Origin of the sequence: Psychromicrobium xiongbiense (assembly GCF_030271165.1) — a bacterium.
Classification (GTDB): domain Bacteria; phylum Actinomycetota; class Actinomycetes; order Actinomycetales; family Micrococcaceae; genus Renibacterium; species Renibacterium xiongbiense.
In genome coordinates this window covers 14227-28329 of the sequence record NZ_JASSZH010000012.1, presented here as the reverse complement: position 1 = coordinate 28329, position 14103 = coordinate 14227, and the positions used below count along the sequence as shown (strand labels likewise).

Annotated in this window: 16 protein-coding genes; 3 read left to right on the top strand and 13 right to left on the bottom strand. The window is 62.8% G+C overall.

What is annotated here, in order from left to right; translation table 11 throughout:
* The first annotated feature begins 146 nt into the window (after positions 1–146).
* Complete coding sequence (locus tag QQM37_RS04985) at positions 147–920, top strand: DeoR/GlpR family DNA-binding transcription regulator (RefSeq protein ID WP_285725471.1); 774 nt, start codon at positions 147–149, stop codon at positions 918–920.
* 32 nt (positions 921–952) lie between these two features.
* Here QQM37_RS04985 and QQM37_RS04980 read toward each other — a convergent pair whose 3' ends face one another.
* The 7 genes from QQM37_RS04980 to QQM37_RS04950 form a co-directional block, all read right to left on the bottom strand.
* Positions 953–1735 (bottom strand): ABC transporter ATP-binding protein, encoded by a 783-nt coding sequence (locus tag QQM37_RS04980; protein WP_285725470.1) that lies wholly within the window; start codon positions 1733–1735, stop codon positions 953–955.
* Complete coding sequence (locus QQM37_RS04975; RefSeq protein ID WP_285725469.1) at positions 1732–2550, bottom strand: ATP-binding cassette domain-containing protein; 819 nt, start codon at positions 2548–2550, stop codon at positions 1732–1734. Before QQM37_RS04975 ends, QQM37_RS04980 begins: the two co-directional genes overlap by 4 nt.
* Positions 2547–3401 carry an ABC transporter permease gene (locus QQM37_RS04970; RefSeq protein WP_285725468.1) on the bottom strand — a complete coding sequence of 285 codons (855 nt, stop codon included), beginning with the start codon at positions 3399–3401 and terminating at the stop codon, positions 2547–2549. Before QQM37_RS04970 ends, QQM37_RS04975 begins: the two co-directional genes overlap by 4 nt.
* Complete coding sequence (locus QQM37_RS04965) at positions 3398–4342, bottom strand: ABC transporter permease (protein ID WP_285725467.1); 945 nt, start codon at positions 4340–4342, stop codon at positions 3398–3400. The genes QQM37_RS04970 and QQM37_RS04965 overlap by 4 nt, the downstream gene beginning before the upstream one ends.
* 29 nt (positions 4343–4371) lie before the next feature.
* A complete protein-coding gene (locus QQM37_RS04960; RefSeq protein ID WP_285725466.1) occupies positions 4372–5892 on the bottom strand; it encodes an ABC transporter substrate-binding protein in 1521 nt (506 codons plus the stop codon).
* Between the two features lie 96 nt (positions 5893–5988).
* A complete protein-coding gene (locus QQM37_RS04955) occupies positions 5989–6768 on the bottom strand; it encodes a DUF1684 domain-containing protein (protein ID WP_285725464.1) in 780 nt (259 codons plus the stop codon).
* Positions 6769–6882: 114 nt separating this feature from the next.
* Positions 6883–7407 carry a PaaI family thioesterase gene (locus tag QQM37_RS04950; RefSeq protein WP_285725463.1) on the bottom strand — a complete coding sequence of 175 codons (525 nt, stop codon included), beginning with the start codon at positions 7405–7407 and terminating at the stop codon, positions 6883–6885.
* A gap of 125 nt (positions 7408–7532) precedes the next feature.
* Between QQM37_RS04950 and QQM37_RS04945 the strand changes: the two genes are divergently transcribed.
* Both QQM37_RS04945 and QQM37_RS04940 read left to right on the top strand, forming a co-directional pair.
* A complete protein-coding gene (locus QQM37_RS04945) occupies positions 7533–8135 on the top strand; it encodes a bacterial proteasome activator family protein (protein WP_285725462.1) in 603 nt (200 codons plus the stop codon).
* Between the two features lie 53 nt (positions 8136–8188).
* Complete coding sequence (locus QQM37_RS04940; RefSeq protein WP_285725461.1) at positions 8189–8650, top strand: hypothetical protein; 462 nt, start codon at positions 8189–8191, stop codon at positions 8648–8650.
* Here QQM37_RS04940 and QQM37_RS04935 read toward each other — a convergent pair.
* The 6 genes from QQM37_RS04935 to QQM37_RS04910 all read right to left on the bottom strand — a co-directional run bounded on the left by QQM37_RS04935 (position 8628) and on the right by QQM37_RS04910 (position 14024).
* Positions 8628–8933 carry a hypothetical protein gene (locus tag QQM37_RS04935; protein ID WP_285725460.1) on the bottom strand — a complete coding sequence of 102 codons (306 nt, stop codon included), beginning with the start codon at positions 8931–8933 and terminating at the stop codon, positions 8628–8630. The two genes, QQM37_RS04940 and QQM37_RS04935, sit on opposite strands and share 23 nt — an antisense overlap.
* A 1-nt stretch (position 8934) precedes the next feature.
* Positions 8935–9684 (bottom strand): hypothetical protein, encoded by a 750-nt coding sequence (locus QQM37_RS04930; RefSeq protein WP_285725459.1) that lies wholly within the window; start codon positions 9682–9684, stop codon positions 8935–8937.
* Between the two features lie 239 nt (positions 9685–9923).
* Positions 9924–10952, bottom strand: a complete 1029-nt coding sequence (locus QQM37_RS04925) for a hydroxyacid dehydrogenase (protein WP_285725458.1) — start codon at positions 10950–10952, stop codon at positions 9924–9926.
* Positions 10953–10955: 3 nt separating this feature from the next.
* Entirely contained in the window at positions 10956–11828 is an 873-nt protein-coding gene (locus QQM37_RS04920; protein ID WP_285725457.1) for a carbohydrate ABC transporter permease, read from the bottom strand.
* Positions 11821–12744: a carbohydrate ABC transporter permease gene (locus QQM37_RS04915; RefSeq protein WP_285725456.1), complete on the bottom strand. Its 924-nt coding sequence runs from the start codon at positions 12742–12744 to the stop codon at positions 11821–11823. Before QQM37_RS04915 ends, QQM37_RS04920 begins: the two co-directional genes overlap by 8 nt.
* Positions 12741–14024 (bottom strand): extracellular solute-binding protein, encoded by a 1284-nt coding sequence (locus QQM37_RS04910; RefSeq protein ID WP_285725455.1) that lies wholly within the window; start codon positions 14022–14024, stop codon positions 12741–12743. Before QQM37_RS04910 ends, QQM37_RS04915 begins: the two co-directional genes overlap by 4 nt.
* Positions 14025–14103: the final 79 nt, after the last annotated feature.

The following is a 14103-nucleotide window of genomic DNA, read 5'->3' as shown; positions in this document are numbered from 1 at the left end:
CCAGCACATCAGTCCTGCGTATTATTGGCAATAACTGCGCATTATCTTTCACTCAAGCGCCGTGAACCGTTCACTGAGCGTTAATCTGAGCGAAAATGCGCAGAATCATGGTGTAATTGAGCCAACTGCGGAGAAGGGAATGACGCGTGCTGACACACCAGCGAGAAGCCGCCATCGTTGCGCGGCTCCGTGACGCGGGCAGTGTGACGGTGGAGGAACTCGCCCACACCCTTGAGGTGAGCGGATCGACCATCCGTCGTGACCTGGAGCGCCTTGAACTCGTCGGCCAACTGCAGCGCGTCCATGGTGGAGCGACGGCCAGCCAGCAGGCACCCCAGATCGCCCCGGGTCTCGCCGAGCCGGCAGACCGTGATGAGGATGTTCAGGAAAAGGTGGCGATCGCCATCGCGACCGCCCGGCTCATCCAGGACGGCGACGTCGTCCTGCTGGACATCGGGCATTCCACCCTTCAGGTGGCGTGGCAACTGCGTGGCCGCCCCGTCACCGTGATCACCAATAACCTCTCGGTGCTGAAGGTGCTGGCCGATGATCCGGTCACTTCGCTGATCCTGCTCGGCGGACTGGTCGGTGCCAAGCCCAGCACGCTTTCCGGCCCGCTCACCGAAGAAGCGCTGGCGCTGATCCGTGCGGACGTCGCCGTGATCAGCAGTACCGGCGTCCGGCCGGACGGCTCGGTGGTGACAGACCTGACCCAGGAGGCCCGGCTCAAGCAACGGATGCGCGAGGTGGCAGACCGGTCCATCCTGCTGGCCACCTCGCTCAAATTCCCTGGCGACGGGTCCTACCGGATTGCCTTCATCCAGGATTTCGACGTCGTCGTGTCCACCAGCCTGGCCGATCCGAAAGCGCTGGATCTGGCCGTCAAGGCCGGGAAGGACGTCCTCCGGGTCCCGGTCTGAGTCAGCAGATCAGGGCAGTTTCAGGGAAGTTTTCAGGGCAGGCGTGGCACGGCGGTCAGCAGCTTCCGGGTGTAGGCGTGCTGCGGTCGGGCTAACACCTCGGCCGTCTCACCCTGCTCCACCATCCGGCCGTTTGCCAGCACCACCAGGCGCTGGCACAAGGCCCCGATCACCGTCAGATCGTGCGAGACCAGCAGCAGTCCGAGCCCGCGCTGTTCCGCGAGCGTTCGCAGCAGATCGATCACCTGCATCCGCACTGACACGTCCAGTGCGCTCACTGGCTCGTCGGCCAGAATGACCTGCGGCTCCGGTGCCAGCGCCCGGGCGATGGCGATCCGCTGGCGCTGGCCGCCGGAGAACGCCGCCGGGTAACGGTCCGCCATCGCCGGTTCCAGCCCGACGGCGAGCAGCAGCTCCTCCACCCGGCTCCGGATGGCCTGCCGGTCCGTGGCGAGACCGAGCGCGATCAGCGGCTCGGAGACCGAGCGGCCAATGGTCAGCCGCGGGTCCAGTGAGGAGTACGGATCCTGAAACACCGGCTGCACGGTACGGCGGAACTGGCGCATCTGCTGCCGGTCCCGCAGGTTCAGCGGTGCACCCCGGAACGTCACCGAGCCGCTGCTGGGGCTCTGCAGACCGAGCAGCAGGTTCACGATGGTCGACTTCCCGGAACCGGATTCGCCCACCAGGCCCACGCTGACGCCGGCGGGCAAGTCCAGCGTGATTCCCTCTAGCGCCGGTGCGGCCGCGCCGGGGTAGCGGAAGCCCAGATTCGATGCCGCCAGTACCGAGGTGTGGTTGGGTGCGGCGCTCATCGGGCCTCCTCCAGAGGTGGCAGATAACTCTCCAGGCGCCGGGAGTTGGCCACGAGCGCCTGGGTGTACAGGTGCTGCGGATGGTTCAGCACCTCGCTGACCAGGCCGTGCTCCACCACGCGCCCGGCCTCCATGACCACCACCTTCTGGGCGACCCGGGAGACGACGGCCAGGTCGTGACTGATGAAGATCATCGCCATCGAGCGCTCGCGGACCGCCTCATCCAGCAGATCCAGGATGCCCGCCTGGACGGTCACATCGAGGGCGGTGGTCGGCTCGTCGGCAATCAGCAGCTGCGGTTTGCAGGCAAGCGCCATGGCGATCGCCACCCGTTGCCGCTGTCCGCCGGAAATCTGGTGAATATAAGAAGCGGCAATACGTTCAGGGGCGGGCAGCTGCACTTCGGTCAGGGCCTCCAGCACAGCCGCCTGCAGGGCCGCTCCGCGTAGACCCTGGTGCCGGGCAATCGGCCAGGCGAGCTGTTTGCCCACGCGCATCAGCGGATCCAGTGCCGTCAGCGGCTCCTGGAAGACGGCGCTGGCCACCGTGCCGCGCACCGCGTTGAGGTCGCGATCCCGGCTGGCCAGGATGTCCGTACCCGCCAGCCGCACCGTACCGGAGGCCTTGAGCGAGCGGGGCAGCAGGCCCAGAATGCTGTGCGCGGTGAGACTCTTGCCGGAGCCGGATTCGCCGATCAGGCCGAGCCGCTCTCCGGAGGCCAGCTCCAGCGAGACGTCCTCGACCAGGGTTTTCTGCCCCCGCGGGGAGGCGGTCCGGATGCTGAGATTGCTGACCTGAAGAAGCCGTTCACTCATCGGGATCCCTCCCGCACCGTGGGATCCACCACATCGCGGATGCCATCCGCCAGCAGGTTGATGCCGATCGCGGTGATCACGATCATCACCCCGGGCAGGATCGCGCTGGTGGGCTGGAGCAGCACGGTGGCCTGCGCTTCCTGCAGGAGCTTGCCCCAGGAGGCGTTCGGCGGAGGGGAACCGAGCCCCAGATAGGACAGCGAAGCTTCCGCGATCACCGCGCCGCCGAACTGCAGGGCCAGCGGCACAATCAGCGTCGTCCAGACATTCGGCAGCACATGCCACCAGACAAGCTGAAGCCCGCGGGCGCCCGAGGTCCGTGCCGCGGTCACATAATAGGCACCGAGCACCCGTTTGGCTACCACCCGGGTGAGCCGGGCGATCACCGCCGAACCGGCCAGGCCGATGGCCAGGATCGCGGATTCGAGCGAGGCACCGTGCCAGATCACGATCAGCATCGCCAGCAGCAGGGTGGGGAAGGCGATCGCGACGTCGAGCAGGCTGGTCAGGGCGTCATCGAGCCACCGGGAGGCATAGGCGATCAGCAGGCCCAGAGTGATGCCCCAGATCGCGGCGATCAGCACCGAGCCGACGCCGACGGCGAGGGCTAACCGGGCGCCGATCAGCAGTTGGGTGAAAATATCGCGGCCCAGGGTATCGGTACCCGCCCAGTGTGCGGCTGAGGGCGCCTTGAGGCGTCCACCCGTAGTATCCGCGGGGTCGTAGGGCAGCGCCACGAAGGAGGCCACGGCCATCACGACGACGATGCCGAGCAGCACCACGCCGATCCACAGGGTCAGCGCGCGGTGGCTCGCGGGGCGTCGGAGGCGTATCAGCTGCAGGGTGCTCATGCGGCCGCCCTGGCCCGCCGGTTGCCGGAAACCGAATCGCGCAAGCGAGGGTCGAGGAGGCGCTGGGCCAGATCCGCCAGGAATCCGAGCACCAGCACCATCACGGTGGAAAACAACAGCACCCCTTGCACGGTGGTGAAATCCTGCTCTTTGATACCCGCGAGCAGCAGCCCGCCAAGCCCGGGCAGAGCGAACACCGTCTCGATCAGCACTGCGCCGACAAAGGTCGTAGCCAGCTGGATCGCCAGGATCGAGATCACTGGAACGATGCCGTTGCGCAGGCCATGCCGCAGGATGGCCTGCGGGAAGCTCTGGCCCATCGACCGGGCCATCGTCAGGTAATTCTGGCCCAGTACGTCGAGCGTGGCACTGCGCACATAACGGGCCAGATCACTGCCGGAGACGATGGCGATGGTCAGCACGGGCAGCGCAAGCGACTGCAGCGCCTCACCAGGGGTGCCCCAGCCCGCGCTCGGGAAGCCGCCAGCCGGCAGGATGCCCCATTGCAGGGAGACGGTGCGGATCAGCAGAATGCCCACCCAGAACACTGGGATGGCGACCCCCAGCTGGGTCAGCGCGGAGAACGCCGTGCCGTACCAGGTGCCGGACTTCCAGCCAGCGAAAAAGCCGCCCGGCAGTGCGATCACCACGGAGAGCACGAAAGAAATCAGGGTCAGCGGCAGTGTCACATTGAGTCGGTGGAGCAGTTCCGGGGCCACCGGAAGGTGGCTGGTGATCGAGTTGCCCAGATCGAAGCGGGCCAGCTGAGCCAGGTAGTTTCCGAACTGCACGTAGATCGGCTGATCCATTCCGAGTCGGGCGGAGAGGGCATCGATATCGGCCTGGCTGGCACCGATAGAGATCAGGGAATAGACCGGGTTGCCGAGGACCCGGAGCACGACGAACAGGACCGTCACCGAGACCAGCAAGCTGGCCAGCAACAGTCCTGTCCGTCGGAGGAGGTACGCGGTTATGCTGACACCTTCTCGATGCCGGAGATGTAGAAGAGCGAGTTCAGCCCGTTCTTCGGCACGTTCCTGACGTTGGCTGTGGAGACGCGGATCTGCGGGTTCAGGTACAACCAGACGCTTGCGGCGTCATCGGAAATCTGCTGATTGGCCTTCTTGACCAGAGCTGCCTGATCGGCCGCGGTGGGCGCAGCCTCGGACTGGGCCAGCCAGTTCTGAACATCCGGGTTGTTGTAGCCGAAGTAGAAGTTTGGGTCGCCATAGAAGTTGATGTCCCGGTCGTTGACGTGCTGTTGCAGGGTCGCCTGGAAATCATGAGCCTTGTAAACGTTGGCGTACCACTGGTCATCAGTGATCAGGTTGATCGTGACCTTGACGTTGACCTTGGCCAGCTCCGACTTCACGAACTCGGCGACCGTGGTCTCGGTGGCGTTATTGGGCACCTGCAGGGTGAAACTGAAGCCATTGGCGAAGCCGGCATCGGCCAGCAGCTTTTTGGCCAGGTTCACATCGTAGGGGTTGTTGTTCGCCAGATCGAGGTACCAGGGCTCGGAGGGCGGCACCATGGAGCCGATGAGCTGGCCGCGGCCATCCCAGATACTCTTGAGCAGCTGCTCGCGGTTGATGGCGGAGTAGAGCGCCTTGCGCACCGTGACATTGTTGAACGGGGCGACCTTGTCGTTGAAGGCGAGCAGTTCCTTGTAGGTGGAGGTGCCCTCAATGATGGAGAACTTCCCGGTGTCGGAGAACTGGCCCAGAGCGTCGGGCGAGGCCTCGCTGGTGACGACGTCCACGGCCTTGGTCAGCAGCGCGTTATTCATCGCGGTGGCATCGGTGAAGTACTTGAAGACCGCCCCGCCGTTCTTAGGCGCCGTGCCCCAGTACTTCTTGTTCACGTCAAGGGCGATGGAATCTCCCTTGTGATAGCTCTTGAGCGTGTACGGGCCGGAGCCGTCCTCGGTGGAGGAAATATCGGTGGCCGTGTGGTTGATGATCCACACGTAGCCGAGGTTGTAAGTGAAGCTGATCGACTTCTGCTTCAGCTTCACGGCAACGGTCTTATCGTCGACGACGCTCACCGAGTCGATCACGCTGAGTTGCTTCTTGCGGGCGGCCAGCGAGGCGGTGGAGATGAAGCGCTCCAGGCTGTACTTCACATCGGCCGCCGTGACCGGGGCTCCGGAGTGGAAATTCGCGGTCTGCAGCCCGAAGGTGTACGTCAGGCCATCGGGGGACACAGTGGCGGTTTTTGCCAGCAGGGGTTCCACGGTAGCCGAATCGGTGATCCGGAACAGACCCTCGTAGACGTTGCCGGTAAACACCTCGGTGACCCCGGAGGAGCCGCCCGCAATCTGATCCAGGTTGGTGGGGGTGTTGGTCGAGCCGACCGTCAGCACGGCATCCGGAGAGGCTGTGCCCGCGCTGGGGCTGGCCCCACCGGAGCAGGCCGCCAGAGCGAGGGCTGTGGTGGCTGCCAGAAGAGCTGCGCCCAGAGTGTTTCTGAACGTGCGGCGAGGATGCATGGTTTCTCCAGGTGATGCGATGAAAGGTGACGCGGTGGTGCTGTGTTCAGCGGTCCGTGAGCCGCCGAGGTCGGAGTGGGGCCCGTGATCCAGGCCTCAGTGAAGCTCGAAGCTCTCGCGGAACACAACGTTCTTCTCCCCGGCACGGATCGGGATGCGGAACCGGTTCTGGGCGGGAGGGAGGGGACAGTTCATATGGACCGAGAAGCCGCAGGGCGGCACGAAGGCCCGGTTGAAGTTCAGGGTGACCGGGAATCTCTGACCCGGCTCAAAGGTGGCGCCATCCTCGGCCTCGGGGCGTGCCACGTAGAGGAATCGGCCTGCGCCGTAGCTTTCTTTCCCGGAAGTGGCATCTGCGAACACCAGCTGCAGCTTGGCTCCGACGTCGAAGGCGTTGGGGCGGTACTCGACGCCATCGCGCGTGAAGACCAGATCCCCGGAGACACCCAGCCCACGTGATTTGCCGCCATCGCGAATGTGCTCGAAGGGGATCACCCGGTCGTCTGCGACATGCTCAAAATAGCCTTCGATGATCCAGGACGGATCGTGATCGTAGTAGTCGATCCGCTCAAACGCCTGGTTGGCCGGGGAGTCCGCCTGCCAGATGCGGTAGCCGTATTCGGGCTCTCCGCTGTCGATCCCGGTGCGTTCCAGACGGGTCAGAACGACGTCCTCGGGCCAGCCCGCGAGGGCCTCCTCGTCGGGAACCGGTGCATCACCGGAATTGCCCCAGTGCGTCAGGACCAGGGCCAGATTGCCCAGCGGGCTGGTGACGAAGGCGGTCCGCTCCCGATGCCACTGGCTGTCCGGGTTGTCCGCGCCGCCCGCTGGCTCGGCGGCGGGCAGGGAGGCATCAGGGGCAGCAGGGGTGCTCATGCTCTGACTGTAGCCGAATCGGAGCCTTCTGCTGGGGTCGAGATGGCGCAATATTGCCGCAGGAATCCGCGCCAGTCGGGCGGAATGACCTGGCTCGCGAGGTGTTCTGTGGCCTCAATCCTGCGGTTGAGGAAAGACCAGCAGAGTGCTGCTGGCCGTCGCCACCAGTTTGCCCGCAGCATCGCGGACCTCTCCTTCGGCGAAGGCGGCCCGGCTGCCCGGTTTGGTCACCCGGCCGATCGCCGTCAGCTCGCCGGTGGTGGCAAGGACTGGTCGGAGATAGCTGACCTTCAGCTCCAGGGAGGTATAGCCCTGACCTGCGGGCAGGGTGGTGTGTACGGCGCAGCCGCAGACCGAATCGAGCAGGGTGCAGACCAGACCGCCGTGAACGGTGCCGATCGGGTTGTAGTGCGATTCGTCGGGCTGGCAGCTGAAGCGGACCATACCCACTTCCGCGTGGGTGGCAGTCATCCGCATCAGCCCGGTAATGGGCGGCGGCGGGATGATCCCGGCAATCATGGCCTGCAGGTAGTCCAGCCCGTTCATCCGGCGCGCCTGGCTCGCTCCGATCAGGGGATCGTCCCAGATCACCAACCGGGAGCGGGCTGGGTTGGATCCGGGTTCCTGTTCTTCGGTCATCGGGGCCCCTCGTCAGTCGCGTCCTGTAGATATCCGATCCTCCGGCCAAGCATAACCCGAGGCTACTGATCAGTAACCTGAGAAGTTCCCAGCTCGCCCAGGCGGCATCGTGAGAGTATGGGCCCATGAGCGAATCTCCTCAGGATCAGCAGGATCGACCCCTCGAGGGCGGAGTGAGTGAGCGGGTCGCCCCGGCCGGTCCGGTGGCTTCCGCACCGCACCAGGAGCAGCAGGGGATTGCGTCCCTGGTGGACGAGCCGGCCAAGGTCATGCGCATTGGCACCATGGTGCGCCAGCTCCTCGAAGAAGTCAGAAGCGCGCCGCTGGACGAGGCCGCCCGCGGGCGGCTGGCGGAAATCCATGAGCGCTCCATCAAAGAACTGGAGGACGGGCTGGCTCCTTCGCTCGTTGCGGAACTCCACCGGCTGAACCTTCCGTTCAGCGATGACGCAACGCCTTCCGAGGCGGAGCTCCGGATTGCCCAGGCACAGCTGGTCGGTTGGCTGGAAGGATTGTTTCACGGCATCCAGACAGCGATGGCGGCCCAGCAGCTGGCCAATCAGCAGCTGGCGGCGCGGTTGCAACTGCGTCAGCTTCCACCGGGGACGATGATTGCCCCGGGCGTGGTGATCGGGGAGAATGGCGAGCCGCAGCGTGCAGCTGCAGCCGGAGCACATCCAGTCCGTAGCGCGGATGATGGCACTCCTGGCCCCGGCCAGTACCTCTAGCCCTGGCGGCCTCAGTGGTGTTTTCTGCCAAATCCTGGTTGCCGAGTGCTTGGTTGTCGAGCGGCCGTCAGTCTGCTGGTCGGGACGATCGGGAATTGGGTCGCGGCCTGTGGCGTCGGGCGCATGACAGCTTTGTCCGGGCCTTGGATCGCTTTCATCAGGTGCTGGAACGGTTTCCCGACGAGGCGCAGAATGAGCTGGTTCCGGTGGCGAACGGGCTGGCGGAACTGTTACCCGTCGTGCGGCGGATCTGCATCCGGGGCCACCAGGCCGCGCCCTGGGAAGGGATGGAGATCCCGCTGAGGTTCGCTCCCGTGCATCGTGAGCTGACCCGGGCTGGTGCCGCCCTGGCCACCGCTGCACAGGCTCTGGTGCTTGCTGAGGGTGCGCCGCGCCCGGAGAGCTCTGCTCTGGCGGCCGTGCAACGTCACGCGCTGGAGGTGGCAGAGCGGGTGCGCGCTGCCGATGAGGCACTTGCCATAGCACTGCGGCTTAAAACCAGAGATGGAGCTTGAACCGATAAAGGTGGCCAGCTTCGGTTTGAAGGTCGTTGAGAAGGCGAACGCCCTCCAGATCGAACCACTTTCGCTTGTTTTCACTGTTGAATGACCCCAAGTCCAGATCGGCGTTTTCATTGAAGAATCGCTGCCAGTTGAGGAGCCTTTTGATCAGAAGCGGTGTGAGAAGCGAGGGCCAGTCTGGCGCACCCTCTGGCAGCGTATAGTCGTTCAATGGCCAAGTCATGCCCCAATCGACCGAGAGGGTTAGCGGTTGCGGGTAATTCAACTTCGACACCATACTAGTCACCGTGATAGCACGACGTCAGGGGTGCGCCCGTTGTTGGGATGGATGTGATGACCTTCTTGTTGTTATCTGAAACAATTATGGAGGGGTAGATTGTTTTCAACAGCATAGGGGGCCGATCACTATAGTACTTGTAGAAATCAATCTCGGCCGTATAACACAGCTTTTGATTCCCGATGTCGAAGGGGAATCCGGGTACCGGGCCCTGCAGGGATGCGGTGGTGGCATACATCATGAAGTCATCCCAGTTGCTGGGGGAACGGATTCCGGTGAGTTCGTCGATGTTGTTCAGCAGCGTTTGCCAGTCGGTTTGATGATTTTTCCTGATGTGAACGTAGCCGGAGTTGTCGTCACCACAGTACATCTTGACATTTCCGATTGTTATGTTCCACTCTTCAACAACCACATCGCCAAATCCGAGATTGCACTGCCCGATCGTAAATGGGTTCAGTAGAACAACTGGTCCCGGTTTTGGCTTGAGTTTAGTATATCCGTGCCCGGGGCCAATCGGGGAAGTTCCCCATCCGATGACTGTAGGTTCGGGCAGCGCCGGAGGTTGTGCGAACTCCGGTGAGGCGAGACCGCCCATTGGATCAACAGGTGGTGTGGGGGGCGGCGAACTGGTGAGTGCTGGGGGTGGTGTAGATGCCTCCAGGGTCGCCGCATCGGCACTGATGGCTCCTGCTGTAGTCCACAGAATCAGGACAAAAAGGATGGCTGCTAGGCGTTTTAGGATGTGAAGCACGAGACTCCTTCTGGGTAAGCCGTACGGATCACCCGCGGTGAGAACGGCCACTCAGAGATATCAAGATCGCTAATGGACTTCATGGTGACATGTATATCAAACCTATTAAAACTGGAAATTAGCTGTGTCTTGCCTCCGAGAATTCTGACAGATACCGGCGGGGTCAGAACCCGCTACCGCACTGCGATCGGCCTCGCCGCGACCCTGATCTGGATCAAAACCGACGTGATCAACACGGCCTACGCCATGGCGAGCAGCACCTCTTCTGTAATGGCGAAGGCAGGCTGGTGGCCGCTGGCTAGGTTTTCAATTTCGCTGACTGCCAATGCGCCCATGCGGACTAGCTCGTTCCCCACTGACCCCGCGATATGCGGGGTCAGGATGACGTTAGGAAGGTTATATAGGGGGTCCTCGTCTGGCAGAGGCTCAGGAGAGGTCACGTCCAGCACGGCGTTGATGCGGCCGGTCAGCAATTCCGTACGGAGCGCGTCGTGGTCCACCAGGACGCCGCGAGCGGTGTTGATGAAGGTCGCTCCGTCCTGTAGCCTCGCCAGCTCCGGGGCACCAATCATGCCAAGGGTGGAGGGCAGGACGGGGGCGTGCAGGGACACGACCCGGCTGCGATCCATGAGTTTCTCGAGGGGCACCAGCTCCGCACCCAGCTCTTCCGCCTCGGCGGCAGTAAGCGTCGGATCGGAGAGCAGGATGTCGAGGGAAAACGGCTTGAGCAGGTCGATAACCAGTCGGCCAATGCGGGAGGCACCGATGATTCCGACGGTCCCCGAGGCGTTCCCGTAGCCTGTGGACAGCACGTCCTTGCGGTAGGCGGATCGCTGTGAATGCTGCTTGTGGTATTCCGCCGCAGCATTCTTGCCGGCCAGAAGGATGAAGGCCAGTGTGTATTCGGCGACGGGAATGGCATTGCCCTGTGCAGCCGTGGTGACCCTGATTCCCCTGTTCCAGCATCCGCGCGAGACGTGACCCTTGACGGAGCCAGCGGCGTGGGCAATCAGTTCAAGACCTGGGCTGGCGTCCAGAGCCGCCACGTCAATGAGCGGACAGCCCCATCCGGTAACCAATGCTGTAGTGCGGGCCAGGACACTCCTTGCCTTCTCCGAGGAAAATTCGGTGAGGACATCCTCCTGAACGATGTCGGCCACCCGGGTCAGACGCCGCATGGCTGACTCGTCAAAGAGTCGGTCCCTGAGCTCGTTGGATCTCATCGCGAAGGCGACCTGAGGCCGTCCCGTGGCGCGCTCAACGGTCACGGCTCAGCCCTTCAGCCCGGAGTTGGCCATACCTTCAACGAAGCGCCTCTGCGCAAAGACGAAGAGTACGATCATCGGCAGCGCGGCCAGCGCAGTACCGGCCATGAGATACGGCCACTGAACGTTCATCGGGTTTTGCGAGAAGATGGCCAGGCCCAGCTGGAGCGGTCTGATGTCGTCAGTGTTGGTGATCATCAGCGGCCAGAGGAAGGCATTCCAGGCGGCCTCGACCTGGAAGACGATGATGGTCATCAGGGCGGGCTTGATCAGCGGGGTCATGATCCGCAGGAAGATCCCGAATTCACCCACGCCGTCCATGCGGGCCGCATCGGCCAGCTCGGACGGCAGCGATACATAGAACTGACGGGACAGGAAGGTGTACATAGGCCCGGCCGCGAGCGGAATGATCAGGCCCCACCAGGAGTTGAGCCAGCCAGTGCCACCCATGCCGAAGAGGTCATTTCCGCCGAAGAGGGGAATGCTTTTCACCACGAGGAACAAGGGCACCAGGATGATCTGGAAGGGGATCATGAGCAGCACAATGAAATAGTTCAACAGCTGTTTTGAGCCGCGGATGGGAAGCTTGGCCAAGGCGTAGCCGGCCATGGTGCTCAGGACCAGGGTGACGGCCGTCTCGCCCACGGCAATGAGCAGGCTGTTGCGGAAGTAATTCAGGAAGGGTGCGATCTGCATCGCCTCGACAAAATTACCCCAGAGGAAGTTTTTGGGTAGCCAGGTGAACGAGGCCACTTCGCCGGGTGCTTTGAGCGCGGTGAGAATCATCCAGATGAACGGTGCCAGCATGAGGACTGATCCCACACTGAGGATGCCGTACAGCAGGCCATGTCCCAACCGGGACTTAGTCGTGTTATTCACTCTTATCCGATCCTTGGAGCTTGCGACCCACATAGATGAACACGCTGATCAGGAGGATCATGATGACGGTCTCCGCCGACGCATATCCCAGTCGCAAGCTTTGGAAAGCGTTGTTATAGATGTCCAGCACCAGGACATTGGTGGCGACCCCGGGGCCGCCCTGTGTCATGACGTAGACCAGATCGAACACCTGGAAAGTGCTGACGATGGCGGTGACGAGGACAAAGAATTGAGCAGGAGCCAGTGCGGGCCATTTGACGTGCCGGAAGATCTGCCAGGCGTTGGCCCCATCCAGATCGGCAGCTTCAATGAGTTCCCGCGAGACGCCCTGGAGTGCTGCCAGATAGATGATCATCTTGGCACCCAGGCCCTGCCAGATACCCACTACCATGACAGATCCCAAGGCCATATCGGGGTTAGTCAGCCAGCCCTGAGGGCCGATGCCAAACAGGCTCAGGATGCCGTTGCCCAGCCCGGAGCCGGGGTTATACATCCAGAGCCACACTGATGCGACGGCCACAGTGGCTGTGACGGTGGGGATGTAGAAGGCGGTGCGGAAGAAGGACAGGCCACGAATTTTCTGGTTCAGGCCCAACGCAATCAGCAGGGCCAGGCCCATGGATATCGGCACGACGACGACCGCATAGACCACGGTGTTGATGAAGGCCGTCTTGAAGTGGGCGTCGCCCATCAACTCGACAAAGTTGGCGATGCCCACCCATTGCCACTCCCCAGTGAAGCTGTAGTCCGTCATGCTCAGCAGGAGAGCGGCAACGGTGGGAATGGAAATGAAGATGGTGGAGTGCAGCAGGGCCGGTGTGAGGAAGAACCATCCGGCCCTGGTCTGTTTGCGGGTCAGCGATTTCCGTTTGGCGGACCGGGTCACGCCCGGCTTCGAGGTGGTGAGCTCACTCATTTCGACTGCGCGGCCAGACTGGTCAGTACCTCTTCAGCGGGGCGCTTGCCCAGCAGCGCCTCGTCAAAACCGGAGTTGAAGGAGTTGCGGACCTCGAGCCAGTTGGCTGCGCCGCCCTCAAACACCGCGTGGTTGAGGTTCTCGGAGACAAATTTGCTCAGTACGTTTGACTTCGCTTCCTCTTGCGCCGCAGGTGCGTTGGAGGCTGGGATCTTCTGATTCAGCTTCGCCTGGACGTTGGATGCTTCGGGAGTGGTGAGCGCCTGGATGAAGGCCCACGCAGCGTCCGTGTGTTTGGTAGTGGCTCCGATGGAGGCAATGTCGCCGCCCACGAACTCGGATTTAGCGCCGTTGTCCGGGAGAAAATAGACGAGGTCATCGCAGTTCTTCTGACCGATGCCCTTGTCGCTGCAGTCCACGGCACCCTTGACGAACCCCATGGCCGCCTCGTCGGTGAGCACCAGCGGCTTCTGGGCAGCGTTCTGGTAGCCAAATGGCTCGACGTTATTGACCATGGACTTCATCCAGTTCAGTGTGGAGATGCCCTGTTCATTGGTGAAGTTGGGCTTGCCGTCCTTGTAGAGCGGGGTGCCGGTCGAGCCGAGAAAGGTGATGAAGGCCTGCCGGTAGGCGCCGGCTGCCGCGTTGAAGTCGAAACCGATGCGGGTGATCTTTCCGGAGGCATCCCGCTTGGTGAGCTTCTCGGCGACAGTCTTCAGCTCGGCCATGGTGGTCGGCGGCTTATTGGGGTCCAGACCGGCCTCGACGAAGGCGCTTTTGCGTAGAGCCAGCGCTCTGGCGTCGGCGATCATCGGGTAGCCGTATACCTTACCGTCGTAGGTCACGGTCGGAACGAGTGCCTCCACCGTGTTCTTGGTGATGGTGTCCGTGGTGACACCCACGGTGCCCAGGTCCTTGAAGACCTTCTTGGCGGCAAAGGGCTGGATCCAGCCGACGCCGGTCACCAGGACGTCATAGCCCTGGCCGCTGGCGATCGAGGTGGAGATCTTTTCGTTCATGTTGTTGTAGGTGACGAAGTCGGGCTCAACCGTCATCTTCGGATACTTCTTGTTGAAGGCGTCAACCACCTTCTGGAACTCGGCCTTGCCGTCGGCGGACAAGGGATAGGTCGGGATCATGACCCGGATGGTGCCCGTTGCTGTTGCCGGATCCTCCTTGGGCCCACCCGAGGCGTTACCTGCCCCACCCGAGCCACAGGCCCCGAGGGTCAATGCCAACCCAACGGTCAGGGTGAGGGTCTTCAAAAGCCGCTTCTTCACTGCTGTCTCCTTTGACTGCGGTACTTTGCGGTGATGATGGAGCAGATGGCATGGGGCCGTCGAGGTGATTCACCGCGCG

Coding starts and splice junctions, on each gene's coding strand:
- QQM37_RS04975 (WP_285725469.1), bottom strand. CDS start 2,550: ATGAGTGAACGGCTTCTTCAGGTCAGCAATCTCAGCATCCGGACCGCC.
- QQM37_RS04970 (WP_285725468.1), bottom strand. CDS start 3,401: ATGAGCACCCTGCAGCTGATACGCCTCCGACGCCCCGCGAGCCACCGC.
- QQM37_RS04960 (WP_285725466.1), bottom strand. CDS start 5,892: ATGCATCCTCGCCGCACGTTCAGAAACACTCTGGGCGCAGCTCTTCTG.
- QQM37_RS04955 (WP_285725464.1), bottom strand. CDS start 6,768: ATGAGCACCCCTGCTGCCCCTGATGCCTCCCTGCCCGCCGCCGAGCCA.
- QQM37_RS04980 (WP_285725470.1), bottom strand. CDS start 1,735: ATGAGCGCCGCACCCAACCACACCTCGGTACTGGCGGCATCGAATCTG.
- QQM37_RS04935 (WP_285725460.1), bottom strand. CDS start 8,933: ATGGTGTCGAAGTTGAATTACCCGCAACCGCTAACCCTCTCGGTCGAT.
- QQM37_RS04915 (WP_285725456.1), bottom strand. CDS start 12,744: ATGAGTGAGCTCACCACCTCGAAGCCGGGCGTGACCCGGTCCGCCAAA.
- QQM37_RS04945 (WP_285725462.1), top strand. CDS start 7,533: ATGAGCGAATCTCCTCAGGATCAGCAGGATCGACCCCTCGAGGGCGGA.
- QQM37_RS04950 (WP_285725463.1), bottom strand. CDS start 7,407: ATGACCGAAGAACAGGAACCCGGATCCAACCCAGCCCGCTCCCGGTTG.